This is a genomic window from Gluconobacter oxydans (assembly GCF_006539685.1).
GTDB classification, from domain to species: domain Bacteria; phylum Pseudomonadota; class Alphaproteobacteria; order Acetobacterales; family Acetobacteraceae; genus Gluconobacter; species Gluconobacter oxydans.
The window spans coordinates 41,198-67,801 of record NZ_BJNM01000001.1; the positions used below are offsets into that span (position 1 = coordinate 41,198).

Below are 26,604 nucleotides of genomic sequence, written 5' to 3' on the forward strand. Positions count from 1 at the left end.
CACATTGGGGCTCATGCAGATACGCCTCGATGACCAGCTTGCAACCGAAACTCTGGCGGCCCTGATCGCCGATCGCTGCGCGCCCGGAGACTGCCTCGCGCTTTCGGGGGGCTTAGGGGCCGGGAAAAGCACGTTCGCCCGGGCATTCCTGCGCCATCTGGCTCAGGACCCACAGATGGAAGTACCCAGCCCCAGCTTTGCGCTCGTCCAGCCGTACGAGACGCCGAAAGGGGCGGTGCATCACTATGATCTGTGGCGTCTGGACGGGCCGGATGCGTTGTACGAGCTGGCCTGGGATGAGGCATGCGAGGGCATTATGCTGGTCGAATGGCCGGAACGGGCCGAGGACCTGCTACCCGAAGGCGCGCTGCATCTCACATTTGCCTCTGGAGGCAGCGAGGACTCGCGCCTCGTGGACCTGACGGGCTGGCCTGAAGAGCGTCTGGCGGGACTGAACCCATGAGCGGCGTCGTCACCATTGCGGGCACGGAGCCGTTTCTGGACCGTGTGGCGCAGGAATGGCTTAAGCGGGACCCGGCAGCCGGAACGGATGGTCCCGGCCTGATCCTCGTTCCCAGCCGTCGCGCGGGCCGTGCGCTGATGGAAGCGTTCCTGCGGGTTCTGGACACGCAGGCCGCACTCCTGCCGCGCATCGTCGCAATCAATGACGTGGACGAGGATGCGCTGGCGTCCATCGGGATCGACGTTGTCCTGCCTCCGGCCGTGGAGCCGCAGCGCCGTCTGGCTGTGCTCTCGATGCTGATCCTCCAGACGCCGCTCGTGAGCGTGGGCGTGGACAGCACCAAGGGAATCGACCGCGCCTGGCCGCTTGCAAAGGCACTGGCGGATCTGATGGATGAGGCCGAGCGCAGTGGCGTCGATCTGGCCGAACGCCTGCCGGATGCGGTGGAGGAGCGCTTCTCCGATCACTGGCAGCAGACGCTGAAATTTCTGGAAATCGTGACCGCCGTCTGGCCGAAATGGCTGGAGGAAGAAGGACTGTCCAACCCTGTGGCGCGACAGATTGCGCGTCTGAAAGCGCAGGCGCAGGCTTGGGCGGAAAAACCGCCGCTGACGCCGGTCTGGGGTGTAGGCTTCGCGGATGGGTCTGCGGCGGTGTCGGATGTGCTGGCCGTGGTGGCGCGGCTTCCCGCCGGGCTTGTGATCCTGCCGGGCGTGGATCTGGGGATGACGGATGAAATCTGGGCCGATCTACCACCGTCACATCCGCAGGCTGGCCTGAAGGAAATCCTGACGGATCTGGGCCTGTCCCGCAAGGAACTGACGGACTGGGATGGCGGTCGGGACCGCGGGCGCGAACTGATGTTGCGCGAGGTCCTGCTGCCGGAACACGGGATCGAGCACTGGGGGCAGGACAGCCGTCCCCGCGATATCGATGGCCTCTCCATCCTGCCCGCGCAGGACCAGCAGCAGGAAGCGCAGGCCATTGCCCTGATCCTGCGCGATGTGGTTTCCGAAGCCGGGAAAACCTGCGCGCTTGTCACGCCGGATCGCGCTCTGGCGCAGCGTGTGGGCACCGAGCTTCTGCGTTTTGGCATCCATGCCGATGACAGTGCGGGCGAGTCCCTATCCCAGACTCCGGCCGCCGTATTCCTGCGTCTGATCGCGACTGCCGCCGAAGCGCGTTTGTCCCCGGTGGCGCTTCTGTCTGTTCTGAAACACCCGCTCGCCGCGCTGGGGCGCACGCCGGGCGACTGCCACGCCTCTGCCCGGCGGTTGGAACGGCTGTTGCTGCGTGGGCCTGCTCCTGCGCCGGGCATCGCGGGTCTGAAAGCCGCCCTGCACGAATATACCCAGAAGAAACATGCGCCCGATCACGGCGCCAGCGCGGACGCCCCGGACGAGCCGGAAGGCCCCGCTGCCTTCATCGCGCGGATTGAGCAGGCCTTTGATCCGCTTCTGTCCATCGAAGGCGCCATTCCCCTGCCGGAACTGCTCGAACGCCTGATCCACACGGCGGAAGCTCTGGCGGCCACGGCTGAAGAGCTGGACGCACCCGAAGACGAACCGCGTCATCCGGGGGCGCGTCTGTGGCTTGGCGAGGACGGTGAGGCCCTGTCGCGGCATCTGGCGGCACTGATCGTCAATACGGGCATCCTGCCGCCGCAGCGGCTGACGCATCTGGATTCGTTCCTCAATACATCCATGGCCGGACAGATGCTGACCGGTCTGCGTGCCCATCGCGGGGGTGTGGAACTGGCGCATCCGCGTGTCTCGATCCTCGGCGTGCTGGAAGCGCGGCTTCTGGCGTTCGATGTCGTGGTGCTGGGTGGACTGAACGAAGGCGTCTGGCCGCCTGCGACCGATCCGGGCCCCTGGCTGAGCCGTCCGATGCGCGTGCGCGTCGGTCTGCCCTCTCCGGAGCGGCAGACGGGTGTGAGCGCGCATGATTTCGTCTCGACCATTCTGGCGTCGAAGGAAGCCGTGTTCGCCAGCTCGGCCCGGCGCGAAGGCGCGCCCGGCGTTCCTGCGCGGTGGATGGTGCGGATGGATGCGTTTCTTGGTGGACGGTCGCAGAGTCTACCGCTGCATCCGGCGCTGGACTGGCAGCGCTGTCTGGATCAGCCACTCGCAGGCGCCGAGGCCGTTGCGCCGCCCGAGCCACGGCCGCCCGTTGCCCTGCGTCCACGCGGTCTCAGCATTACCGAGATTGAGACCTGGATGCATGATCCTTACGCGATCTACGCCAAGCATGTCCTGAAGCTCCGGGCGCTCAAGCCGCTGGAGGAAGGCGCGGAACACGCTGATTTCGGCATGATCGTGCATGATGCGATGGAACGCGTCCTGAGCGATTTTCCCGAGCGCTGGCCCGCCAATGCGAGCGCCATTCTGCGGCGCGTTTTTGCCGAAGAACTAGCGAAGGCCAATATGCGCCCGGCCCTTGTGAACTGGTGGGGGCCGCGTCTGGCGCGGATCGCGGACTGGGTGGCGGAAAAAGAGGCCGCTTACCGTCTGGACATGGAAGAAAGTGGCCCGGCGCAGGGGCGGTTTGTGGAGGTCACGGCGTCTTTCCGTCTTCAGGCAGCTTTCGCGCCGTTCGAACTGCGCGGCCGTGCGGACCGGATCGATATTGGTGCGGATGGTCTGGCAACGGTCTTTGATTACAAGACCGGGCAGCCCCCCAGCGGGAAGAATGTTGCGGAAGGCTGGTCCGTCCAGCTCGTGCTCGAAGGCGCGCTGCTGGCGAAAGGAGCGTTCAAGGACGTTCCGGCCGTTGAGACGAAGAAGCTGCTCTACTGGCACCTGACCGGCGGGGACGATCCGGGCAAGGAAAGCGAGGTGCCCGGCTCACGCTCCGGCACGGACGCGCCCACCCTGATCGGTGAGGCCATGGAAAAACTCCGGACCCTCGTGGACGAATACGACAATCCCGATCAGCCCTACCGCTCCCAGCCCTGGGCCGGGCACGTCCCGCGTTACACCGACTACGCGCAGCTTGCCCGCGTGGATGAATGGCGCGCGGCTTATGCTGAAGGAGAGGGCGAATGAACGACATGCCGCCTGTCACACGCCCCATTACCCGCGATGAAGTCATTGCCGCCGCCGATCGCACGCAGCGTCAGGCCTCCGATCCGCGTGCTTCGGTGTTCGTCTCGGCCTCGGCGGGTTCGGGCAAGACCAAGCTGCTGATCGACCGCCTGCTGCGGCTCATGCTGCCGCTCTATGTGCAGACCGATGACGGGGACACCATTCTGGCCGATGGCGCGCATCCTTCGCGCATCCTGTGCCTGACCTATACCAAGGCCGCTGCTGCCGAGATGGCCAACCGGCTTCAGCAGAAACTGGGAAGCTGGGTCTCGCTGCCGGATGCGAAGCTGGGTGCGGAGCTTGAAAGCCTCGACGTTCCCAACACGGATGAAACCCGCCGTCGTGCCCGCGCCCTGTTTTTATGCGTGCTCGATCTGCCGGGCGGCCTGCGGATCGAGACGATCCACGCCTTCTGCCAGTCCCTGCTGCGGCGTTTTCCGCTGGAAGCCTCGGTCGATCCGCATTTCACGCTGATGGAAGACACCGACACCACATTGGCCCTGCGTGAGGCGATGGAAGACGGGTTGGCCCGTTCGCCTGAGCTTGCCGCCGATGTGGCCGGAACGGTGGGTCTGGACCGCTTCTTCCAGCGCATCCGCACGCTGAACATGGAGGAGAGCCGCGCCCGTCCGCTGCTGGAACGCTGGGCCATCCTGCCGGACAGCGTTGTCAGTGCCTATCGCAAGGCCCTGAAAGCCGGGCAACAAAGTCTTGAAGACCTTGAAAGCCTCGCCTGCCAGCCGCCGAAGGAAAACGATCTGCGGGCTGGACTGCGGGATGCGCTTGATGTCGTGACGGATGCGGGAAGGGTCATCGTCGAGCAGATGCTGGGCTGGCTCGGGACGAACCCGGCCGAGCGCGTCCCGGCGATCTGGGCGAAATGTCTGCTGACGAAAGAGGGCAAGCCGCGCAAGATGAACGGCATCGTCAGCAAGAAAGCGCAGGAGAAGGTCGGATATCTTGTCCCTGTGCTGGAAGATGAGGCTCAACGGCTCGTAGATCTTCAGGCCAGCCTTAAGAGCGCACGCCTTGTTCTGCTGAACCGTGCCCTACTTGGTCTGGCCGCGCCGATGCTGACGGCGTTTCAGGACAGCAAGTCGGCTCGCGGTCTGGTCGATTACAACGACCTTATTCAGGAAACCCGCAACCTCCTGCGCGATCCGGGTGCGGCCTGGGTGCTCTACAAGCTCGATGGTGGCATTGATCATCTGCTGCTTGATGAGGTGCAGGACAATTCCGGCCTGCAATGGGAAATCGCCGGCGCGCTCACATCCGAGTTCTTCGCAGGTGAAGGTGCGTGGGACATGGGGCCGCGTCCGCGCACGATCTTCGCGGTCGGCGATTACAAGCAGTCGATCTACGGCTTCCAGGGTGCCCAGCCGGAAGAGTTTCACCGCTGGCGTCATGAATTTGCCAGCCGGGTCCGTAATGCCGGTCTGCTGTGGCGCGATCCGGAACTGAACGTCTCCTTTCGCTCAGTGCCGCCCGTCCTGTCTTTCGTGGATGCAGTGTTTTCCCAGCCTCTCGCAGCGCATGGTCTGCTTCAGGATGACGAAAAGACGCTGCGCCCGCATGTCTCGGCCCGTCCGGGGCAAGGGGGGCGCGTGGAACTCTGGCCACTCGTCCCCGTCGTGCAGGGCGAGGATGACGATGAAGGCCTCACGCCCTGGCGCGCACCATCAGCCAATACGGGGCAGCGGAGTGCGCCGCAGCGCCTTGCCGAAGCGCTTGCAGAATGGATCGACCAGCAGATCGGTCGTCCGCCTCTGCCCGGACAGGCGCCTCTGACGGCAGGGGACGTGCTGATCCTCGTCCCCCGTCGTTCGCCATTCCTGCGTTCGCTGATCCGGGCTCTCAAATCGCGTAATGTCCCGGTCGCAACGCTGGTGCGGGTTGGGCTGACGCAGCAGGTTGCAGTCCGCGATCTCATGACGCTCTGCGCGGCTCTGCTTCTGCCGCAGGATGATCTGACACTGGCTTCCGTCCTGACGTCCCCGCTCGGTGGGCTCACGGACGACTCGCTGATGGCGCTCGCCACTCGCAATGGCACGACCCATGCCCTCGGGCCAAAAGGGCAACCGCTCTGGACCGTTTTGCGCGAACGGCACCGGGAGCGTGAGGACTGGCGGGCCGCCTGGGAGATGCTCTCAACGCTGTATGTGCGCGTCGATTATGCGTCTCCATACCGATTGCTCGCCGAAACGCTGGGCCAGCATGGCGGCCGCACGCGACTTCTGCGACGTCTGGGGCCGGAAGCGGCCGAACCGGTGGACGAACTGCTGACGGCTGCCCTGCGCTATGAAGGCCTGCATCCGCCGTCGCTTCAGGGCTTCCTGCACTGGCTCGAAGCCAGCGAGATCACCAGCAAGCGCGAGGCCGAAAGTGAACTCGGTGCCGTCCGCGTCATGACCGTGCATGGCTCCAAGGGGCTTCAGGCGCGTCTGGTCGTGATGCCGGACACGACGTCCAAGCCGCCTCCGGGCAGCGATTTCCTGTGGGAAGAGGCGGGCGCGCTCGAACTTCCGCTCTGGGTGCCGAAAAAGGACATGGGGACGGACGTCACGACCGCCCTGTCGGAGCGGGACGCTGAAAAGGCCCGCGCCGAAAGCAATCGCCTGCTTTATGTCGCCCTGACCCGCGCCAGTGACTGGCTGGTAATCTGTGGGGCTGGAGCCAAGCGCGAGCCTGCGGATACAAGCTGGTATCGGCAGTGCGAGGCCGGGTTCCGGCAACTGGCCAATGCGCGTTCCGAGCCGATGGATCTCGGCTGGGAAGGCGAGCGGCTCGTGCTGGAAGAAGCGCGGACACTTGCCCCTGTTGCTTTCCAGTCCGGATCGGCCGAGCCGCCTTGTGCAACGCTGCCGGACTGGATGGGCCGCGCGCCGGACTGGAAGCCTGTCATTACGCCGCATGAAGATGCCATGACGCGTCCGCTCGCGCCGAGCCGTCCGGATGGTGCAGAGTTCGGCGAACTTCCGGCCGCACGCTCGCCACTGGAGCTTCTGGCTGGCCGTCCCACACCGGTGCGTGAACAGGCCATGCGACGCGGCACGATGATCCACCGTCTGCTCCAGCTTCTGCCCGAAACACTGCCCGCCGAACGTGAGGCCGTGGCCCTGCGCTGGCTGTCCCGCCGGGCGCTTGGCCTGACGGAACCGGAAATTAAGCGTCTGGCCGAACAGGTTCTGGGTGTCCTGTCCCATCCCGACCTTGCGCCGCTTTTTGCGCTCGGAAGCCGCGCGGAGCAGCCAATTTCCGGTGTCAGCGCGGGTCGCGTGGTGCTCGGGCAGGTGGACCGTCTGCGGATTGGGGACGGGCAGATCTGGGTCTGCGACTACAAGACGAATCGCAATCCGCATCTGCGGGCGGAGCGCACCCCCGTTGCCTATCTGCGGCAAATGGCGGCCTATCGCGCCGTGCTGGCGCAACTTCATCCCGGCTACGACATTCACTGTTCTCTGGTCTGGACGGAAGGACCGGTCGTTGTCACACTTCCGTCCCCGCTGCTGGATCAGGTCCGTCCCGGAGCTTGATGCAGATCAAAAGCCCCTTGCAGTGAGGGGCAGGGCAGCCGATATCCGTTCTCAGAAACATCATTCGCCACAAGGAATACCCTCATGAGCGCAAACACCGTCGCCGTCAGCGACAGCAGCTTCGAAGCCGACGTCCTGAAGTCCGAAGGTCCGGTTCTGGTCGATTTCTGGGCGGAATGGTGCGGCCCGTGCAAGATGATCGCACCGGCACTTGAGGAAATCGGCGCCGAGTACCAGGGCCGTCTGAAGGTCGCCAAGGTCAACATCGACTCCAACCCCGAAGCCCCGACCAAGTATGGCGTGCGCAGCATCCCGACGCTGATCGTCTTCAAAGACGGCAAGCCGGTCGCCCAGCAGATGGGTGCGCTGCCGAAGAGCCAGCTCAAGGCCTGGATCGACCAGTCCCTCTGATCGACCTGAAAGGGTGAGGGAAGGACGATCGGGGGGCGTGGTCACGATCCTGCGCTTTGTGTAGGATCGTTTCATGCGCTCGAAAGCTCCGACCTTCCCGACCCCCGTTCTCCTGACCTCCAGTGAGGAGGTGGCCCGTATCTGCGAAAAACTGCAGAACGAGCCTTTCGTGACCATCGACACGGAATTCGTCCGGGAACGGACCTACTGGCCCGAGCTCTGTCTCGTGCAGCTTGCCGGAACCGAAGACGTGGTCCTGATCGACACGCTGGCACCCGGCATTGATCTTGCCCCTCTCGGCGCTCTTCTGGCCAAACCGGATTGCACCAAGGTCTTTCATGCCGCCCGGCAGGATCTTGAGATTTTCCTTCATATTTTCGACCGCCTTCCGGCTTCGGTTTTCGATACGCAGGTTGCTGCCATGGTGGCCGGCTTCGGCGATCAGGTTGGCTATGACAGTCTGGTCGGCGCGATTACCGGTCGCAGCATCGACAAGGCGCACCGCTTCAGTGACTGGTCGGCCCGTCCGCTGAGCAAGGCGCAGATCGCTTACGCCGCGACTGATGTCACGCATCTGCGCACGGTTTACGATGCCCTGCGCAAACAGCTTGCCGAACAGGACCGTCTGCACTGGGCCGACTCCGAACAGGCTATCCTGACGGAAGAAAAGACCTTCCGTCCTGATCCCCGTCGCCTGTGGGAAAAGCTGAAAGCCCGGACCAGCAACCGGAGAATGCTTGGTATCCTGCGCGAAGTCACGGCCTGGCGTGAACAGGAAGCCCAGAACGCCGATATCCCCCGTCAGCGTGTCATCCGTGATGAAAGCCTCTTGGAAATCGCCGCCGTTCATCCCGATACGGTCGAGGCTCTCTCCCGCATCCGAGGGGTGACCCGGGGTTTTGCCGAAGGCAAGATGGGCAAAGGCCTTCTCGAAGCAATCCGTATCGCGCAGGAGTTGCCTGAGTCCGAACTTCCCAAAGCCCCTTCGAAATCCGATCGCCCCCGGCCGTCCACAGCCCTCGTGGCGCTTCTGCGGGTGCTGCTGGCCGCCAAGTGCGAGCAGCATAAGGTGGCCCCCCGCCTGGTGGCTTCTTCGGACGATCTGGATCTGATTGCGCTTGGTGAAACCGATGTCGGCGCGCTGAAGGGCTGGCGTCGCGAACTTTTCGGTCTGGATGCCCAGGCGCTGGTCCGTGGCGAAATCGCGCTGGCCGTCGTGGACGGCCTTGTGGAGCTTCAGCGGGTCGCCGAACCGGCCTCGTAAGAACCGCCTTCGACGTGGCGGGGAGTTTCTGGTAAGAAACGTCCCGAAGATGTTCCGGGTCCGGTGGTCCGGGATTGAAAATCAACAGGATATCGGGCCGGTTCAGGCACCGAAGCGGGACAGGGAAACGAACATATGGAGTGGACGGACGAGACGATCGCCAGACTTCGCGATCTGTGGAGTCAGGGACTTTCGACCGCCGAAATCGGCCGCCAGCTCTCCATCACCAAAAATGCCGTCGTCGGCAAGGCGCACCGTCTGGGCCTGCCGCCGCGTCCGTCTCCCATCCGCAACCGCAAGGTCAAGGACGGCGAAACGGGTACGACGGAAGCCACCCCCCGTCGTAAAAGTCCCTCTCGCGCCAAGGCTGCCGAACCTGCGGCAGCGGACCTGTTTACGGACAAGGATGCAGCTCCCGTTAAGGTGTCTGCAGGCGTTGCGGAGAAGGTGGCAGAAAAGCCTGCTGCTCCGGTCCGCAAAGCACCGTCTGTCGCCCCGGAAGCCGCGAAGCCGACACCCCAGCCGGCCGTTGCCTCACGTCCCCTCCCGGCGGCGGCCAAGGAACCCGTCGCAGCCCGTCGGGAGCCTGCTGTAGCCCCCAAGCCGGAACCCCGCGTCGCGCCTGCACCGCGTCCGGCCATGCCGCCCCGCTTTTCGACCGCTGGCATCGACCGCCCGACCCGCCGTGGCCCGTCCTGCTGCTGGCCCATCGGCGATCCAGGCACACCGGGTTTTCATTTCTGCGGCGCGACACCGCTTCCCGGAAAGCCCTACTGTGCTGAGCATGCAGCTATTGCGTATGTAAAGATCCGCGACCGTCGCGATTAAAAGGCGCACTAGCCCGAAAAAGTCGCCCTCCTATTGGAGAGGCGGCTTTTTTATGCCTGTGCTTCTGCACGGGCAGCATTCCTCGATTGTGGGAAGTTTTGCAGATGGCTTTCGCCAAGATGATCCCCATCCCGCTTGCGGAAGTGATCCACGACAGCCATGTGCTACGTTCTGGGATGATGGGGGATCTGAGACTGCTCGAACGGCCAAGTCTCTGAAAAGAAGGAAAAATGGTGCTGCTGGACAGGATTGAACTGTCGACCTCTCCCTTACCAAGGGAGTGCTCTACCACTGAGCTACAGCAGCATACCGTTGCCTTGGCGCGCTTCGTAACGGGTCAGCGCGCCAAGCGCAAGCCTTAATCGTCCCGATGGACCTTTTCCATGCGCTCGTGGCGTTCCTGCGCGTCGATGGACAGAGTCGCGATCGGGCGTGCTTCAAGGCGTTTCAGGCCGATCGGCTCCCCCGTCTCTTCGCAGAAACCGTAGCTTCCGTCGTCGATGCGTTCGAGGGCCATGTTGATCTTGGTGATCAGTTTGCGCGCACGGTCACGGGTGCGGAGCTCGAAGGCGCGGTCCGTTTCGACGCTGGCACGGTCGGTGATGTCTGATTCATGAATTCCGCCTTCCGAGAGACTCGCAAGGGTTCCATCCGCCTCTTTCAGCAGATCCAGACGCCAGCGCAGAAGCTTCTGCCTGAAGTACTCGACCTGAAGCGGGTTCATGAACTCTTCATTGTCGGCGGGTCTATAATCCGGCGGCAGCGTAATCATGCGCATCCAATCCCTGGCTGATCTGCCAACGTCCGCTTCCAACAGCCGCAGGCGATAACGCGCGGCTTATAGCCACCCCAGCCGCATCCGCCAACCCCGAACATGCTTTGCCCGTTTGTCGGAAAGCGCGGAAATCTGCGTCTCTGTTAGGGGTTTCTTTACCCTGTACGCCCATCCTCAACACCTGAGACCCCCAGACCTGTCTTGCAGGCATCAGGATACACCCCGCCGCCCATGCGCTTTTTCACGCAATCTCCGTTCCCCCTCCGGACCCTGACGCGGCGACTGACCGCGTTTGTCTGTGTCGGACTGCTCCTCCTGCCAGGCTTTACCCTGGCTGCCAGCGTTCGCATCAAGGACATTACGGACATGGAAGGTGTCCGGAGCAACCAGCTGATCGGATATGGTCTGGTGGTGGGTCTGAACGGAACGGGCGACCGGCTGACCAATACGATTTTTACCCGTGAAACCCTGATTTCCATGCTGAACCGTCTGGGTGTGAACATCCGCGATCAGGAAACCCAGCTCCAGACGCATGACGTGGCCGCTGTCATGGTGACGGCCGATCTTCCGGCGTTCGTTCATGGGGGCAACCGCATCGATGTGACGGTCTCGGCTGCGGGTGACGCGTCTTCCCTGACAGGCGGAACGCTTCTCGTAACGCCGCTGATGGCTGCTGACGGTGAGGTCTATGCCGTTGCTCAGGGGTCTCTGGCGACCAATGCCTTTTCGGCCCGTGGAGCGGCTGCGTCCATTACCCGCAACGTGCCCACCAGCGGGCATATCGCCAATGGTGGTATCGTCGAACGGGAAGTCCCCTTTGACCTCAGCCATCGTGCGAACCTGCATCTGAGCCTGCGTAACCCCGATTTCACGACGGCGAGTCGGATCGCGTCCATCATCAACCGGACCTTCGGGCCGATTGCGATCGTTCAGGATCCACGGACAGTCCTGCTGGATCTGAGCAATCATGATCCGGTCTCTACGCTCTCCCGAATCGGAGATCTTCTGGTCACTCCGGATACACCGGCCAAGGTGGTCGTGGACGAAGCCAGTGGCACCATCATCATGGGGGCAGACGTCCGGATCAGCACGGTTGCGGTGGCGCAGGGCAATCTGACGGTTCAGGTGACGGAGACGCCCCAGGTCTCCCAGCCAGGGCCATTCTCCGGCGGTCAGACGGCCGTCGTGCCCCGTACAAACGTCAAGGTGGATACGGGCAAGACCCATCATCTTGCGGTCGTTCCGGGGGGCACCACGCTCCGGGAGCTTGTTTCAGGGCTGAATGCGCTGGGAGTAGGGCCACGAGACATGATCAGCATTCTGCAGGCCATCAAGGCCGATGGCGCCCTGCAGGCAGAACTGGAGATGCGTTGATGACAGTATCCTCGACCACCGCCACGGTATCGCAGGGATTGCCACTGCACGGGCAGAAGGCAGATCCGGCCAAGACCCTGAAGTCGGCTCAGAGTTTCGAGTCGATGGCCATCAACCAGATGCTTCAGCCCATGTTCGCGACCGATGACAACAGCGAGAATATGTTCAGCGGCGGGGCAGGGGAAAAGCAGTTCCGACCCATGCTGGTGGAACAGATCGCCAAGCAGATGGAAAATAACGGTGGAATAGGCCTGACGGACGCGATTGACCGTCAGATGCTGGCCATGCAGGAGCAGAAATGAGCGCTTCCATTATTCCGGCCATGCAGCGGCTGATTGCCATTCTCGAGGCGGAAAACTCTGCACTGGAAGAGGCGCGGATTCCGGACGCTCTGGCGCTTCTTCCGGAAAAGCAGGATGCAGCCAGAACGCTGGAGCAGGAAGTTTCCGCGGCCAATGACCGCAGGGAGAATCTTTGCCCGTGCTGCCCGGAGGACGATGAGGCTGTGGCGCGGGAAGACTCGCCGGCCTTTCCCTATCGCGATCTGCTGGAACAGATGACGGAACTGGGCAATCGCAATGGCGAGCTTTTGCAAAGGGCCATTACAGCCCAGAAGCGCGTCATCGAACTGCTGACATCCACGCCGATGACGGCTCAGCCGCAGAATTACGGCAATCAGGGCGGTTATGCTCCCGTGACTGACAGGCCGGCCCTGTTTGTCAGCAAGGTCTGAGCTTCAGGGTCAGTCTTCGGCGAGAACCTGATGACTGACCTTGACCCTTCCGACGCGTCGGCGATCCATCTCCAGAACCTCGAACAGCCAGCCCCCGAACGCCACCTTGTCTCCTCGGGCCGGAACGCGCCGTAAAAGCGCCAGCATCACGCCGCCAAGGGTATGATACCCGCCGGCGCCCGGCAGTTCCGGCAGGTCGAGACGGGAGCGCAGTTCGTCCGCCGGCATGAAGCCATCAAAAATATATTCGTCTTCACCTTCGGCTGCCTGAAGTTCCGAAGATGAGGATTCGGTCTTTTCCTCGCCGACAATGGCTTCGAAAACGTCTGATGGCGTCACGATGCCCTCGAAAGATCCGTATTCGTCCAGGACGAAAGTAATGCCAAGATTGACGCCACGCATGCGCTCGATCATGTCCTGGGCGCTGAGGCTGTCCGGAATGACCGGGGGCTCACGCAGGACGGCATCGACGGAAACCGGAAGCTTCAGCAGCAGCCGGTCCATGATGTCCTTGGCCAGAATGACACCGACGGGATGATCGACGTCTCCCTCACAGACGACAATCCGGGCGTAAGAAGACTGGCGCAGTTTGCGGACCAGCGTTTCCTGATCCGCATGTCTGTCGATCCAGAAAAGCTCATTGCGGGGGGTCATGATGGCGCGAACAGGGCGGTCTGCCAGACGCAGAAGGCGTTCGATCATGGCCTGTTCGTCGGTTTCGAGAACGCCTGCGCGGGCACCTTCGGCCAGAACGGCTTTCAGTTCCTCTTCCGTCACCGCTGCGCGTGTCAGGGGGCCGACACGGAGCAGGCGGAGCACCAGCGAAGACGTGCCGCTGAGCAGCCAGACAATCGGCTGTGCGATCCGGGCGACGCCGACCAGAAGCCATGCCAGCCGTGAGGCAATGGCTTCCGGCTGCTGCAATGCGATCTGCTTGGGAATGAGTTCTCCGAAAACCAGCATGGTGAAGGTGATCATCGCCACGACCAGCACGATCGAGACTTCGCTCGCAATCGGACGGAGCGAGGGAATATTGGCGATCCATGCCGTGACGGTACTTTCCATCTGGCTGCCGCCAAACGTACCTTCAAGGATGGAAACCAGCGTCATGCCCACCTGAACGGTCGGCAGGAAGCTGTGCGGATCTTCTGCCAGCCGGATTGCGGTCGTGGCCCCCCGGACTCCCTGCTTGGCCAGCACGTCCAGCCGTGGCCGCTTTGCCGAGATGAGTGCCATTTCTCCCATGGCAAACACGGCATTGAGGAAAATGAGCAGACAGATAACGAGGATAGGGGTCAGCATGATCCGGCCAGAATAATGAAGACACAATCATAACAGGACGACTGGCGGATGCCATGCCCTTGATTGTGCCGCCGCAGAGGAAAGACTTTCCCCATAAAAAAACCGGCTCGCGAAGAGCCGGTTTTCTGTTTCGTCCCCAAGAGGAAACGGGTTCTCAGTCTGCTGCGTCAGCCACATCCGAAACCGTGTTGGCCGGACGGCCATTCACGCGGACGCGGGGACCGCGGGCCGGCTTGGCGCCCGTGGAGATCCGCTCCATCTGCTGCTGGACCTGCTCCTCATAGCCGTATTCGGCCGGGCGCTGGTTGGCGAGCGAGATTTCCGGGACCATCGGCTTTTCGGTTTCCGGTCCGAACAGGGCCACCTTGGCGATATGCCAGGGACGCGCGACGGCATCCATGACAGCTGTGGACTCGTAGCCGGAATGCACCATGCAGTCGGCGCATTTTTCGTAAGCGCCGGTGCCGTACTGCTCCCAGGCCGTATCGTCCATCAGTTCCTTGAAGGTCTTGGCATAGCCTTCACCGAGCAGATAGCACGGACGCTGCCAGCCGAAGACCGTGCGAAGCGGCTTGCCCCACGGCGTGCAGTGATAGTTCTCGTTGCCTGCCAGGAAGTTCAGGAACAGCGGAGACTGCGTGAAGCGCCACTTCTTGCCCTTGCCGAGACGGAAGATGTCGCGGAACAGCTGCTTCGTCTTCTGGCGGTTCAGGAAGTGTGCCTGATCCGGTGCGCGCTCATAGGCATAGCCCGGAGCGGTCATGATGCCGTCCACGCCCATCGCCATGACTTCATCGAAGAAGGCCGCAACGCGTTCCGGAACTGCGCCGTCGAACAGGGTGCAGTTGATGGAGACGCGGAAACCACGGGACTTCGCAAGACGGATCGCTGCGGTCGCACGCTCGAAAACGCCTTCCTGACAGACGGAGGCGTCATGCATGAGCTGGTCGCCATCCAGATGCACGTCCCAGGAGAAGAACGGGGAGGGCTCGTAATCGTCGAGCTTCTTCTCAAGCAGCAGGCCGTTCGTGCACAGGTAGACGTATTTTTTCCGCCCGATCAAACCTTTGACGATCTGGGGCATTTCCTTGTGCAGGAGAGGCTCACCACCGGCGATGGCGATGACGGGGGCACCGGCTTCCGTGTCGGCATCCAGGCATTCCTGAAGGCTGAGACGCTGGTTCAGGATCTGCGCAGGGTAGTCGATCTTGCCACAACCGGCACACGCCAGGTTGCAGCGGAACAGCGGTTCGAGCATCAGGACCAGCGGATAGCGCTTGCGGCCCGTGAGGTGCTGCTTGACAACGTACCGTCCGACTCGGACAGCCTGCATCAAAGGAACGGCCATTATAATCCTCTGGTTCTAGCCTCCGGAAGGTGCGTCCATAGGGCGCCCGGGGCCTTGCACATCGTGGATGGCCCGTGGCTGTCTTCCCTGTCCCGGCTCCGGAAAGTCGGGAAACATGAAGGACCATCGAGCATTAGATTGACTGCCTATAGACCCATTGTCGTGTTCGCCTCAATGTCAGGCTGCATAATTCGCATCAGGGCTGTGGCTAATCGAGCACAGATCGATCTATGGATGCCAGAACTTGTTACAGGGAACTTGATACAGTGTGTCATGAACCTGATCTCTACGCACGGAACTGTCTACAGGACGAAAGCACGATCATGATTTGCCGTTTTTCCCCGAAAGTGACCCTGTCCCTTCTGTCCGCCTGCCTCCTGACGGGGCCTGTCGCCATGACGGCGCTTTCCCCGGCCGCCTTGGCCCAGACGGCCGGCGCGGCCTCCCCGGCTGATGCGGCATCTGCGGTAACGCCGATTTCGGCCCTGTATGACGCCCTGAAAGCGGCCCAGAAGACGGGAAAGACCGCCCAGCAGCGCGCGACGATGATCGCGCCGGCCGTGGATCGTGCTTTTGACCTCGAAGCGATTCTCCGTCGCTCGGTCGGCGTGCGCTACAACAGCCTGAGCCCTTCAGACCGGACCCGTCTGCTGGGATCTTTCCGCCAGTTCACGATTGCCCGCTACGCCTCTTCGTTCAAACCCGAAGCCCAGGCTGCCTTCACGGTCAACCCGCAGACGCGCCCCAACCCTACCGGCGGCCTGATTGTCGACACGACGATCGGCGGCACGGATGGTGGTGATGTCACGCCGATCGACTACATCATGACGAATGGTACCTCCGGCTGGCGGATCACTGACGTCCTGCTCAACGCCCATATCAGCCAGGTCGCCGCCCAGCGCGCCGATTTCGGCGAGGCTCTGAGCCAGGGTGGTGCCAGCGGTCTGGCGGATCATCTGGACAGCAAGACTGCCCATTTCCTGCATGACTGAGTCCGCCCCCGCGACGGCACCCTTTCCCAAAAACGTTCGGGAAGGCTAGAAGACCGTCGTGCCCTTACCTCTTACGATCGCGGCCGGTTTCTGCGCCCTTGTTTCCGCCGCCGGCAATCTGCAGGCGCTGGCGGGCGCAACCCTGCTCGCACGGTTCCGCCGGACGGAGCGCAGAGCGGATGACGCCCTGCGCCTGTCAGACCGGACCTGGCCGTCAGTTACGGTTCTCAAACCGCTGCATGGCAATGAGCCGCTGCTGGAGGATGCGCTGGAAAGCGTGTTCACGCAGGACTATCCGGATTTCCAGATCGTCTTCGGCGTTCAGGACAGGGAAGATACTGCCCTGGCCGTCATTGAGCGCCTTCGGGCGCGTCATCCGCGGATTCCGGTCAGCGTGGTGATCAACCCGCAGGAACACGGTCCGAACCGCAAGGTCGGCAATCTGATGAACATGTACGGCGAAGCCCGTCATGACATTATCGTGATTTCCGACTCCGATATTCACGCCAGTCCCAACTATCTGCGTCACGTCGTGACGAGTCTGAAAGAGCAGGGGACGGGCCTGGTTACGACATTGTATGCCGGTCGTCCGGCTGCAGGCACGATCGTGCAGCAGCTCGGCGCCTGCCAGATCAATCATAACTTCCTGCCCGGCGTCATGATGTCCCGTTTTCTGGGACGTCAGGACTGTCTCGGGGCCACGATGGCCCTGCGGCGTCAGACCCTTGAGGAGATCGGCGGCCTTGAGGCGCTGGTCGATCATGTGGCCGATGATGCCGAACTGGGCCAGCTTATCCGGGCGCGGGGTGAGAACATCACCATTGCACCCACCCTGACCCATACCACCGTGGGCGAGCACTCCATCAGCGACCTGCTGGCCCATGAACTGCGCTGGGGACGGACCGTCAAGAACGTCGCGCCTGTCGGCTACGGACTGTCCGCCATCCAGCTTCCCCTGTTCTGGGCCGTGACGGCTGTCCTGTTCCGTCCGAACGCCTGGTGGACATGGTTCATGCTGCTTCTGACATGGCTGGTGCGCGCCATCGGAAGCCGCATCATGGACCGTGCCACGGAGTGCCCGCTCCCGGCCGCAATCCCGCTTCTGGTTGTCCGTGACTGGCTGTCTGCTGCCATTATGGTGGGCAGTGCGCGCGGATCACGCGTTGCATGGCGGGGCAGAACGGTCCATATCGCCCGAAGAAAACGTAATTCCGCGTCCTGCGCCCCCTCGCTCCAGGCCGGCGCCACCCACAGGAGTGTCCGATCATGATGAGAACCCTTTTTCTCCAGCCTCCTTCCTTCGACGGCTTCGATGGTGGCGCTGGCTCCCGCTACCAGGCGAAGCGTGAGATCAAGTCCTTCTGGTATCCGACATGGCTGGCGCAGCCTGCCGCGCTCGTGCCCGGATCGCGCCTGATCGATGCTCCGCCGGCCAAGATGGGCATGGATCCCATTCTCGAAGACGTGAAGAACCGTGACCTCGTCGTCATGCACACCTCCACGCCGTCCTTCGCATCCGACGTCCGCGTCGCCCAGATGCTCAAGGATGCGAACCCCAAGCTGATGATCGGCATGGTGGGCGCGAAGGTTGCCGTCCAGCCGATGGAGAGCATGGAGAAGGGCGGCCCGATCGACTTCGTGGCCCGCAACGAGTTCGACTTCACCATCAAGGAAATTGCCGAAGGCAAGCCGCTCGCAGAAGTGGACGGCATCACCTGGCGCAACGAAAAGGGTGAGATCATCGCGAACAAGGATCGCGCGATGATCGAGGACATGGACAGCCTGCCGTTCGTGACCGAGGTCTACAAGCGCGACCTGAACATCAACGACTACTTCATCGGCTACCTGAAGCACCCGTATATCTCGATCTATACGGGTCGTGGCTGCAAGTCGCGCTGCACGTTCTGCCTGTGGCCGCAGACGGTTGGTGGCCATCGCTACCGCACCCGCAGCCCCGAGCACGTGGCTGCCGAAGTACGTCTGGCCAAGCAGTACTTCCCTGAAGTGCAGGAATTCATGTTCGATGATGACACCTTCACGGACGATCTGCCGCGCGCGGAAGCCATTGCCCGCGAAATGGGCAAGCTCGGTGTCACCTGGTCCTGCAACGCCAAGGCGAATGTGCCCTACGAGACCCTGAAGGTCCTCAAGGAAAACGGTCTGCGCCTGCTGCTGGTCGGCTATGAGAGCGGCAACCAGCAGATCCTGCACAACATCAAGAAGGGCATGCGCGTCGAGACCGCCAAGGAATTCACGCGCAACTGCCACAAGCTGGGCATCAAGATCCACGGAACCTTCATCGTCGGCCTGCCGGGCGAGACGAAGGAGACCATCCAGGAGACGATCGAGTTCGCCAAGGAAATCAACCCGCACACCCTGCAGGTTTCCCTGGCCGCGCCGTATCCGGGCACGTTCCTGCACAAGCAGGCGACGGAAAACGGCTGGCTGAACGAGGCGGAAGCCGAGCTGATCGATGAGAGCGGCGTGCAGATCGCACCGCTGCACTACCCGCATCTGTCGCACACGGAAATCTTCGAGAGCGTCGAGGAATTTTATCGCAAGTTCTACTTCCGCGGTTCCAAGATCGCCTCGATCGTCAACGAGATGGTCCGCAGCCCGCAGATGATGAAGCGTCGTCTGCGTGAGGGGGTGGAGTTCTTCCAGTTCCTCAAGGACCGTCACGCCGCCTGAACGGTGCGCGCCTGACCGGACGTTACTCAGGGGTCATGGCAGATGTCATGGCCCCTTTTTCGTGAGACCAGCCATGACATCCAGCGCCCTTCGCCGCGCCATCGTATCTGCCGACGATTTCGGCATGAGCCTTGAAGTCAACGAGGCCATCGAACAGGCCCATCGCAACGGCATCCTGTCCACGACCAGCCTGATGGTTGCCGGTGATGCCGCCGAAGACGCCATCCGGCGGGCGAAGACCATGCCGGACCTGAAGGTCGGGCTGCATGTCGTGGCGATCGAAGGCAAGTCCGTGCTCGATCTTCCCGCCATCACGGATGAGCAGGGCTGGTTCGGGCGTAACCAGCTGCGTCTGGGTGTCGAGTATTTCTTCTGTCCGGCCGCGCGTCATGCCCTGCGCCGTGAGATCGCCGCCCAGTTCCGGGCCTTTGCCGCGACCGGGCTGACGCTCGATCATGCCAACGCCCACAAGCACATGCATCTGCATCCGACCGTGGGGCATTTCCTGATCGAGTCCGGGCTGGAGCATGGATTGCAGGCTGTCCGCTCGCCTTTCGAGCCGCCGGAACCGGTCGAGGCCAACGATACGCTGGGAGACCGCGCCCTGCGTCACTGGATCGGCGTCCTGCGACACCAGATCCGCAAGGCCGGCCTGAAAACCAATGACTGGTGTTTCGGCCTGCGCTGGTCCGGTCATATGACGCCGGACCATATCCGCGGCCTTATTCCGCGCCTGCCAGAGGGCACGAGCGAAATCTATTTCCACCCCGCCACGGCCCAGAATTCCATGATGAAGCGCTTCATGCCGGGCTATGAGCAGGAAAGCGAGCTGGCCGCCCTTCTGGACCCGGCTGTCCGGGCGTCATTCGACCGGTATGGTGTCACCCGCATCGGCTGGGCCGATCTGTAAGACCGGCCCTGACCGATGGGGCAGGGCGAGGCTCAGGCCGTCAGCGTAAACGCCTCGGTCGGGCGTGCGCCGTAACGGGTGATGATCTCACCGGCGGCCTGGTTGCCCAGCTTCGCGCAGGTCACGAGGTCATGCTTCTTGCTCAGACCCGCGAGGAAGCCCGCAGCGAATGCGTCACCCGCACCCGTGGTGTCCACGACCTTCACTTCGGTCGTCGGCACGTCATGGCGCTCTCCGTCGCCGATCACGACCGCGCCCTTCTCGCCACGCGTGATGACGGCCAGCTTCGTCTCGGCGGAGACCTGCGTGACGGCTTCTTCGAAATCCGTGACTTCGTACAGCGCCAGAAGCTCGGCCTCGTTGGCGAACAGGATGTCCACGTGACCGGCCACGAGTTCGTGGAAAGCGGCGCGGTGACGTTCCACGCAGAACGTGTCGGACAGCGTCAGGGCGACCTGACGGTTGGCCTTGCGGGCCAGACGGGCAGCGTGCTCGAATGCTTCCTGGGCCTGCGGCTTGTCGTACAGGTAGCCTTCCAGATAGGTGATCGCAGCATCGGCCACGACGGATTCATGCACGTCCTCGGGCGTGAACTCCGTGCAGGCGCCGAGATAGGTGAACATCGTGCGCTGACCTTCCGGCGTCACCAGAACGATGCAGCGTGCGGTGGGGGTGCCATCGGCGGCTGGCAGCGGCTCGGACGGGAAGGTGATGCCCTGTTCGCGGATGTCACGCGTGAAGTGGTCGCCGGCTTCGTCAGCCGTCACCTTGCCGAGATACGCAACCTTTGCGCCCATGCGGGCTGCCACGACGGCCGTATTCGCGCCGGAACCGCCGCCGGTCACGTTTTCGATATCGACGCGGCTTTCGATGGCATGCGCCGTAGGAGCGTCAATCAGGGTCATGCTCCCGGCAGCGGCGCCAAGCCCGTCGATCAGATCCTGGCCCACAGGGGCGAGGACGTCGACGATGGCATTGCCGATACACAGAAGGTCATGCTGGGGTGCAGACATTGGAACTCCGGTCAGGTCGCTGAAAACTTCGGAAAAAACATCTAACGGGCAGACTGCGCCATTAAATCAACACGATCATAGGTCCCCTCTGGGTTCACGCCAACTCCCGGTCCGCCCGGCGCCGTTTTCCTGCGTGGCCATTCGTCACATTTATGGAAATGCGCGTCTTGTCCCGCCGGGTGGTGAGCGTGTAGCGTTGTCGAAAGGCCCGCCCTGACTGTTCCGCCCTCGCGATGGAACATACGGGAGACGTCCTAGACAGAGAGTGTTCTTTTCCAGATCCGCAGCGGGGTTTCCTTGTTCAGAAGACGCAAACCGGAAGATGACTCCAAACCTGCAGAGAACAGCAAGCTCGCAGGACAGCCCATTTTCCCCAACCGGCCGGACGCTCCCAGCCAGACGGCTCCCGCGTCAGGATCCGGATCGCCTACCAGTCCCCAGCAGCCCAACCAGCAGAAGGACCCCGCTCCCATGGGTCGTACCCCTTTCCCGGCACCGCCGTCCCCCAACTCTCCGACGGGCGCGATGCCGGCAGGGGCTCCGCGCCCCGGTGCGGCTGCCGTTCCGGGCGCACCGCGCCAGACCGGTCCGGAGCGTCGCACGCTCGTCGTGGGCCGCGGCATCAGCGTCCAGGGTTCGGTGCAGGACGCCGAGCGTCTCGTGGTCGAGGGGACCGTCGAATCCAGCATGATCCAGGCCAGCGAGCTTCAGGTCACGCATGGCGGCGTCTTCCGCGGTGGCGTTGAAGTCGAGGACGCGGAACTGGCCGGCACGATTGACGGGACCCTGACCGTCAATGGCAGCCTGACGATCCGCTCCACCGGCCGTCTGATCGGCAAGGTGAAGTGCCGTCGCCTGCAGGTCGAGGACGGTGGCCAGATCACCGGTCAGCTCGAAATGATCACGGATGGTGCGCCCGCACGCCCGGCTGCCAGCGAAGCCGCCAAGGCCGAGCCGGCTGCTGGTGAAGGCTCCAGCGAAGCACCCTGATCCGTTTTCCCGGACCAGCAGGAAAGCCCGTTCCCGTGTCGGGGCGGGCTTTTTTGTGTCCGGGCCCTTTCCGCCGGCGGCAGAACATCGCACAGGGCCGCCCAGACAGGAGAAATTCCATGAAATTCCGTCTGCTCCCCGCAGTTGCCGCAGCCCTGCTGTGCGCCCCGTTCGCCGCTTCCGCACAGGGTCTTTTCGGTCAGGCCCTGACGGGCCAGACCACCCATGACATGCCGGCCACCTGCGATAATGCCCGTTTTCTTGCGGATCAGCAGGGTCTTGAGCAGTCCGGCCCCACTCGCATCGATCTTCCCGAGCATCTGTGCGGGCAGGTTCTCGCCATTTCCCCAAAAGCCAAACGGACCCGCAGCGGCTGGCATGGCTATTTCTATGTGTCGGTCGGGCAGGGCGTTTCCATTCGGATCGTCTCCGATCTGGACCAGATGAACGCTCCCCAATGGCCCTGGGTCAACAAGGGCGATCAGGTCGAGGTGCAGGGCCGGTACTATTACGACAGCCTGCGTCGTCAGGGCGTGGACTGGACCCATCACGGTACGAGCCGCAAATGGCGCTGGCCCGGCTATGTGGTCGTGAACGGCACCCGGTACCAGTAACGAAAAAGGCCCGGTGAGACGATGTCTCCCGGGCCTTCTCTTTTAAAGCTGGGCTTCAGTTTGTCGCTTCGTCTTTCTTCGAAGCGCCATCTTCGCCCTTGGTGCTGTCCCGGCCTTCGATGATGTCGAAGTCGAGCGCACCGTTCTTCATGCCGATCTTCACGGCACCACCCTGAGCCAGCCGTCCGAAGAGCAGCTCTTCCGCCAGGGGCTTCTTGATGTGTTCCTGAATGACACGCCCCAGAGGACGCGCGCCATACAGGCGGTCATACCCGCGCTCGGCCAGCCATTCCTTTGCGCTTGAGGAGATCTCGATCGTGACGTGACGATCGGCCAGCTGGGCCTCAAGCTGCAGTACGAACTTCTCGACCACACGGCCCACCGTTTCCGGCGTGAGGTTGGCGAACGGAATGATCGCATCCAGACGGTTGCGGAATTCCGGCGTGAACAGGCGCTTGATTGCCTCTTCATCCTCGCCGCTGCGCACGGTCCGGCCAAACCCGATCGTCTCCTTAGACAGATCCGCCGCACCCGCATTCGTGGTCATGATCAGGATCACGTTGCGGAAATCAACGACCTTGCCGTTGTGATCCGTCAGGCGACCATGGTCCATGACCTGAAGCAGGACGTTGAACAGGTCCGGATGGGCCTTCTCGATTTCGTCCAGCAGCAGGACTGCATGTGGATGCTGATCGATGGCATCCGTCAGCAGGCCCCCTTGGTCGAAGCCGACATAACCCGGCGGCGCACCGATCAGACGGGAGATCGAATGACGCTCCATGTATTCGGACATGTCGAAGCGGATCAGCTCAATCCCAAGCGAGTTGGCAAGCTGCTTGGCCACTTCCGTCTTGCCGACGCCCGTGGGGCCGGAGAACAGATAGTTGCCGATCGGCTTTTCCGCATCGCGCAGTCCGGCGCGGGACAGCTTGATCGCCGCGGCCAGCGCGTCGATCGCCTTGTCCTGTCCGAAGACCATGTTCCGCAGATCCCGCTCCAGGTGGCGCAGGGTCTCGCGGTCATCGGCCGAGACGCTCTTGGGCGGGATGCGGGCGATCTTGGCGATGGCCTCTTCCACGTCTTTCAGCGTCACCGTCTTGCGGCGCTTGTTCTCGGGCACGAGCATACGGGCTGCGCCGACTTCGTCGATCACGTCGATCGCCTTGTCCGGCAGCTTGCGGTCATGCACATACTTGGCCGCCAGTTCGACCGCGCCGCGCAGGGCCTCGTCGGTATAGCGGACCTTGTGATGCTTCTCGTAGCTGCCCTTCAGGCCGCGCAGGATCTTGACCGCATCCTCGATCGAAGGCTCCGGCACATCGATCTTCTGGAACCGGCGGACGAGCGCCCGATCCTTCTCGAAATGCTGGCGGAATTCCTTGTAGGTCGTGGATCCGATGCAGCGCAGCGTTCCCGCGGCAAGCGCAGGCTTGAGCAGGTTGGACGCATCCATCGCCCCACCCGACGTCGCACCGGCACCGATCACGGTATGGATCTCGTCGATGAACAGGATGGCGCCAGGGGTCTGGTCCATTTCCGTCACAACGGCCTTCAGCCGCTCTTCGAAATCGCCACGATACCGCGTGCCGGCCAGAAGCGAGCCCATGTCGAGCGAGTAGATCGTGCTGTTCAGCAGCACTTCCGGCACATCGCCTTCCACGATCCGCTTGGCCAAACCTTCGGCAATGGCCGTCTTGCCCACGCCCGGATCACCCACATAGAGCGGGTTGTTCTTGGTGCGGCGGCACAGGATCTGGATCGTGCGTTCGATTTCCTGATCGCGGCCGATGAGCGGATCGATCCGCCCTTCACGCGCACGCTCGTTCAGATCGACGCAATAGGTTGCCAGTGCGCCTTCCTTGGCACTTTCTTTGCGCTCCTCACGTTCGGACGTGTCCTTGGAAGCCGCGGCCGGACGCCGTCCCGCGCCACGGTCCGGAGCCTTGGCAATGCCGTGGGAGATGAAATTGACCGCGTCGAGTCGCGTCATGTCCTGCAACTGCAGGAAATAGACGGCATGGCTCTCGCGTTCGGCAAACAGGGCCACAAGCACGTTCGCGCCCGTGACTTCGTCCCGACCCGTGCTCTGGACGTGAATCGCTGCACGCTGGATTACGCGCTGGAAGGCCGCGGTCGGCTTGGGTTCTGTCGGGCGTTCTGCCGCCAGTCCCGCCAGGTCCTTGTCCAGGAAGTCCGTCAGGTCGGAGCGCAGCTTGTCGAGGTCGATGCCGCAGGCCCGGAAGACCGTCAGGGCATCGTCGTCCTCTGTCAGCGCGAGCAGAAGATGTTCGAGGGTTGCATATTCGTGACGCCGGTCACCTGCGAATGTCAGGGCGCGGTGGAGCGTCTGTTCGAGCGTACGGGACAGCATGTGATGGCGCTCCTCTCGACCTCTCGTAGGAAAGGTATCTTGTCGCGGAGTAACGTGTAACGCCAGTCAGAAACGCAGATGGAAACAAGAAAATATCCTGCGTCCGCGCTTTTCTGTCTGTCAGACGGATCAGTCTTTCTCGATCGTGCACTGAAGGGGGTGCTGGTTCTGGCGCGCCAGATCCATCACCTGTGTCACCTTGCTCTCGGCCACTTCATACGTGAACACACCGCAGATTCCGACGCCACGCTGATGGACCTGGAGCATGATGGACGTCGCCTCATCGCGCGTCTTGGCAAAGAAACGCTCCAGGACATGCACCACGAACTCCATCGGCGTGTAGTCGTCATTGAGCATCAGGACCTTGTACATGGAAGGCTTGCGCGTCCGGGTTCGCGGCCGCACCACCACCCCGATGTCAAGGTCCTGATCCCCGTCTCCGTTCCCGGGCCCATGGGGCGGAATGGAGTCGGGAGACTCCGGCCCCATGCGGGATGCGAGCCGCGGGAATGCGGCACGGGGAAGGCCATTCGGACAGGGGGGAAGATCATAAGAAGACATGACCGGTATGATATGGTGCGAATTTCGGTCTTGAGAAGGGCCGCACGCCTCTGAAATGAGGTTTTTATGCGCCTTCTGCCATGATGCTGCCGCGTTTGCCGTCTGCTTACGAAAAATTAAGGAAAGTCCTTCAAAGCTGGTGGACGGGAAGTTTTCAATGCGCCTAGAGTACCTGCAATGCAGGTGGCTTTAGAGCCCGAAACCCTTCCCGCGACGATGTTCCGTTCAGAGGCTGTCAGACAAATGCGTTTCCCGTTCCAGAAAGCTTTTCTGTTGTGCGCCATGACAGCCATGGGTCTGGGATCTGCCAAAGCGCAGTATGCCGGACATATCTCCAGCTATGTGATGGATGCCCGCACGGGCGCGGTTCTCTCGGCAACGGATGCCGAGCTTCAGCGCTATCCGGCCTCCCTGACCAAGCTCATGACCCTCTATCTGACCTTCCGCGCTCTTGAGGCCCATCAGATCACGCTGGACGAGCAGGTTCCGGTCTCCATCCACGCATCCGTTCAGGCGCCTTCCAAGCTCGGGCTCGTGCCGGGGACGCGCCTGACGGTGGAACAGGGTATTCTGGGACTCGTCACCAAATCCGCCAATGACGCCGCCTGCGCCCTTGGCGAGTTTCTCGGTGGAGGGGACGAGGTCCGCTTCGCACAGCTCATGACGCAGCAGGCCCGCGCCCTCGGCATGACCAACACGACCTTCCGCAATGCGTCCGGCCTGCCGGACCCCGATCAGGTCACCACGGCCCATGATCTTGCCCTGCTGTCACAGCATCTGATTTCGGATTTCCCGCAGTATTATCACTATTTCAACGTGCCTTCGTTCTACTTCCATCGCCGCATGGTCCCGAACCATGACCCAATGCTGAAGATCTATGCGGGCGCGGACGGTCTCAAGACCGGCTATACCGATCTTGCGGGTCACAATCTCATCACGTCCGCCCAGCGCGGCAATGTCCGCCTGATCGGTGTGGTCATGGGGGCGCCAAACAATACCCGCCGTTCGATGGAAATGGTGTCGCTGCTCGACAAGGGCTTCGCCGATGAGGGGGTCGCGCCCCAGCCGCTTCTTCACCCGGTGGCACCGTCCGGCGTGCTGATGGCTTCGGCCCGTCGTCGCGGTCATTTCCGTCACTCTGTCCTGCTCGCGTCGTCGCGTCCGATGGAAGTGGCCGATGCCCCGACCGCTCCGCGCCGTTATGGGCGGATTTCCCATCATGGCGCGGCCGTCCGGATGGTCAGCGCGCGTCATGTCGTCGCCCACAAAAAGCGTTCCCGGCACAGCTGATGCCGAAAATCTGACCTGCCGCCTTGCGATCCAGCCCGGACAGACGCATTTTGTC

The 26,604-nt window shown here is 62.6% G+C and carries 22 protein-coding genes and 1 tRNA gene; 16 read left to right on the forward strand and 7 right to left on the reverse strand.

Annotation, left to right across the window (positions count from 1 at the left end):
• Positions 1 to 13: 13 nt before the first annotated feature.
• The 6 genes from tsaE (at position 14) to GOX01_RS00200 (ending at position 9,585) form a co-directional block, all read left to right on the forward strand.
• Positions 14 to 463 (forward strand): tRNA (adenosine(37)-N6)-threonylcarbamoyltransferase complex ATPase subunit type 1 TsaE, encoded by a 450-nt coding sequence (gene tsaE, locus GOX01_RS00175; protein ID WP_011252205.1) that lies wholly within the window; start codon positions 14 to 16, stop codon positions 461 to 463.
• Positions 460 to 3,510, forward strand: coding sequence for a double-strand break repair protein AddB (gene addB / locus GOX01_RS00180; protein ID WP_011252204.1), 3,051 nt, complete (start codon positions 460 to 462; stop codon positions 3,508 to 3,510). The genes tsaE and addB overlap by 4 nt, the downstream gene beginning before the upstream one ends.
• Positions 3,507 to 7,082 carry a double-strand break repair helicase AddA gene (gene addA / locus GOX01_RS00185; protein WP_011252203.1) on the forward strand — a complete coding sequence of 1,192 codons (3,576 nt, stop codon included), beginning with the start codon at positions 3,507 to 3,509 and terminating at the stop codon, positions 7,080 to 7,082. Before addB ends, addA begins: the two co-directional genes overlap by 4 nt.
• Positions 7,083 to 7,166: 84 nt before the next feature.
• Positions 7,167 to 7,493 (forward strand): thioredoxin TrxA, encoded by a 327-nt coding sequence (gene trxA / locus GOX01_RS00190; protein WP_011252202.1) that lies wholly within the window; start codon positions 7,167 to 7,169, stop codon positions 7,491 to 7,493.
• A gap of 73 nt (positions 7,494 to 7,566) precedes the next feature.
• Positions 7,567 to 8,757 (forward strand): ribonuclease D, encoded by a 1,191-nt coding sequence (gene rnd, locus GOX01_RS00195; RefSeq protein ID WP_011252201.1) that lies wholly within the window; start codon positions 7,567 to 7,569, stop codon positions 8,755 to 8,757.
• 135 nt (positions 8,758 to 8,892) lie between these two features.
• Positions 8,893 to 9,585: a GcrA family cell cycle regulator gene (locus GOX01_RS00200; protein ID WP_011252200.1), complete on the forward strand. Its 693-nt coding sequence runs from the start codon at positions 8,893 to 8,895 to the stop codon at positions 9,583 to 9,585.
• Positions 9,586 to 9,816: 231 nt separating this feature from the next.
• Here the strand turns inward: GOX01_RS00200 and GOX01_RS00205 are convergent.
• Together GOX01_RS00205 and dksA are read right to left on the reverse strand one after the other, a co-directional pair.
• Positions 9,817 to 9,891 (reverse strand) — tRNA-Thr (locus tag GOX01_RS00205).
• A gap of 52 nt (positions 9,892 to 9,943) precedes the next feature.
• The gene (gene dksA, locus GOX01_RS00210) at positions 9,944 to 10,357 is read right to left on the reverse strand and encodes an RNA polymerase-binding protein DksA (RefSeq protein WP_024716864.1); all 414 of its coding nucleotides are present in this window, start codon (positions 10,355 to 10,357) and stop codon (positions 9,944 to 9,946) included.
• A gap of 234 nt (positions 10,358 to 10,591) precedes the next feature.
• On the opposite strand from dksA, the gene GOX01_RS00215 reads away from it, so the two are divergent.
• The 3 genes from GOX01_RS00215 to GOX01_RS00225 are packed head-to-tail and all read left to right on the forward strand — an operon-like array spanning position 10,592 to position 12,467.
• Complete coding sequence (locus GOX01_RS00215; RefSeq protein WP_011252198.1) at positions 10,592 to 11,734, forward strand: flagellar basal body P-ring protein FlgI; 1,143 nt, start codon at positions 10,592 to 10,594, stop codon at positions 11,732 to 11,734.
• Entirely contained in the window at positions 11,734 to 12,036 is a 303-nt protein-coding gene (locus GOX01_RS00220) for a rod-binding protein (protein WP_011252197.1), read from the forward strand. The genes GOX01_RS00215 and GOX01_RS00220 overlap by 1 nt, the downstream gene beginning before the upstream one ends.
• On the forward strand, positions 12,033 to 12,467 hold the full coding sequence (locus tag GOX01_RS00225; RefSeq protein WP_011252196.1) for a flagellar protein FlgN: 435 nt from the start codon (positions 12,033 to 12,035) through the stop codon (positions 12,465 to 12,467). The genes GOX01_RS00220 and GOX01_RS00225 overlap by 4 nt, the downstream gene beginning before the upstream one ends.
• A gap of 9 nt (positions 12,468 to 12,476) precedes the next feature.
• Here GOX01_RS00225 and GOX01_RS00230 read toward each other — a convergent pair whose 3' ends face one another.
• Complete coding sequence (locus GOX01_RS00230) at positions 12,477 to 13,769, reverse strand: hemolysin family protein (RefSeq protein WP_062269195.1); 1,293 nt, start codon at positions 13,767 to 13,769, stop codon at positions 12,477 to 12,479.
• A gap of 154 nt (positions 13,770 to 13,923) precedes the next feature.
• Positions 13,924 to 15,117 carry an adenosyl-hopene transferase HpnH gene (hpnH, locus tag GOX01_RS00235; RefSeq protein WP_011252194.1) on the reverse strand — a complete coding sequence of 398 codons (1,194 nt, stop codon included), beginning with the start codon at positions 15,115 to 15,117 and terminating at the stop codon, positions 13,924 to 13,926.
• Between the two features lie 323 nt (positions 15,118 to 15,440).
• On the opposite strand from hpnH, the gene GOX01_RS00240 reads away from it, so the two are divergent.
• The 4 genes from GOX01_RS00240 to hpnK all read left to right on the forward strand — a co-directional run bounded on the left by GOX01_RS00240 (position 15,441) and on the right by hpnK (position 19,710).
• Positions 15,441 to 16,109, forward strand: a complete 669-nt coding sequence (locus GOX01_RS00240) for an ABC transporter substrate-binding protein (RefSeq protein ID WP_034953862.1) — start codon at positions 15,441 to 15,443, stop codon at positions 16,107 to 16,109.
• Positions 16,110 to 16,167: 58 nt separating this feature from the next.
• On the forward strand, positions 16,168 to 17,379 hold the full coding sequence (gene hpnI, locus GOX01_RS00245; protein WP_011252192.1) for a bacteriohopanetetrol glucosamine biosynthesis glycosyltransferase HpnI: 1,212 nt from the start codon (positions 16,168 to 16,170) through the stop codon (positions 17,377 to 17,379).
• Positions 17,376 to 18,800 (forward strand): hopanoid biosynthesis associated radical SAM protein HpnJ, encoded by a 1,425-nt coding sequence (gene hpnJ / locus GOX01_RS00250; protein ID WP_011252191.1) that lies wholly within the window; start codon positions 17,376 to 17,378, stop codon positions 18,798 to 18,800. The genes hpnI and hpnJ overlap by 4 nt, the downstream gene beginning before the upstream one ends.
• 73 nt (positions 18,801 to 18,873) lie before the next feature.
• Positions 18,874 to 19,710: a hopanoid biosynthesis-associated protein HpnK gene (gene hpnK / locus GOX01_RS00255; RefSeq protein ID WP_011252190.1), complete on the forward strand. Its 837-nt coding sequence runs from the start codon at positions 18,874 to 18,876 to the stop codon at positions 19,708 to 19,710.
• 32 nt (positions 19,711 to 19,742) lie between these two features.
• Here hpnK and GOX01_RS00260 read toward each other — a convergent pair whose 3' ends face one another.
• A complete protein-coding gene (locus tag GOX01_RS00260; protein ID WP_041112616.1) occupies positions 19,743 to 20,723 on the reverse strand; it encodes an adenosine kinase in 981 nt (326 codons plus the stop codon).
• A gap of 297 nt (positions 20,724 to 21,020) precedes the next feature.
• Here GOX01_RS00260 and GOX01_RS00270 point away from each other — a divergent pair, with 297 nt between their 5' ends.
• Positions 21,021 to 21,713, forward strand: coding sequence for a bactofilin family protein (locus GOX01_RS00270; RefSeq protein ID WP_228119110.1), 693 nt, complete (start codon positions 21,021 to 21,023; stop codon positions 21,711 to 21,713).
• A gap of 119 nt (positions 21,714 to 21,832) precedes the next feature.
• Complete coding sequence (locus tag GOX01_RS00275; RefSeq protein WP_131973763.1) at positions 21,833 to 22,327, forward strand: DUF3465 domain-containing protein; 495 nt, start codon at positions 21,833 to 21,835, stop codon at positions 22,325 to 22,327.
• A 55-nt stretch (positions 22,328 to 22,382) separates the two neighbouring features.
• On the opposite strand, the gene clpA is transcribed toward GOX01_RS00275, so the two are convergent.
• Both clpA and clpS read right to left on the reverse strand, forming a co-directional pair.
• A complete protein-coding gene (gene clpA, locus GOX01_RS00280; RefSeq protein WP_011252186.1) occupies positions 22,383 to 24,698 on the reverse strand; it encodes an ATP-dependent Clp protease ATP-binding subunit ClpA in 2,316 nt (771 codons plus the stop codon).
• Positions 24,699 to 24,827: 129 nt separating this feature from the next.
• Complete coding sequence (clpS, locus tag GOX01_RS00285) at positions 24,828 to 25,259, reverse strand: ATP-dependent Clp protease adapter ClpS (protein WP_011252185.1); 432 nt, start codon at positions 25,257 to 25,259, stop codon at positions 24,828 to 24,830.
• 243 nt (positions 25,260 to 25,502) lie between these two features.
• Here clpS and GOX01_RS00290 point away from each other — a divergent pair, with 243 nt between their 5' ends.
• Positions 25,503 to 26,549: a D-alanyl-D-alanine carboxypeptidase family protein gene (locus GOX01_RS00290; RefSeq protein ID WP_011252184.1), complete on the forward strand. Its 1,047-nt coding sequence runs from the start codon at positions 25,503 to 25,505 to the stop codon at positions 26,547 to 26,549.
• Positions 26,550 to 26,604 lie beyond the last annotated feature (55 nt).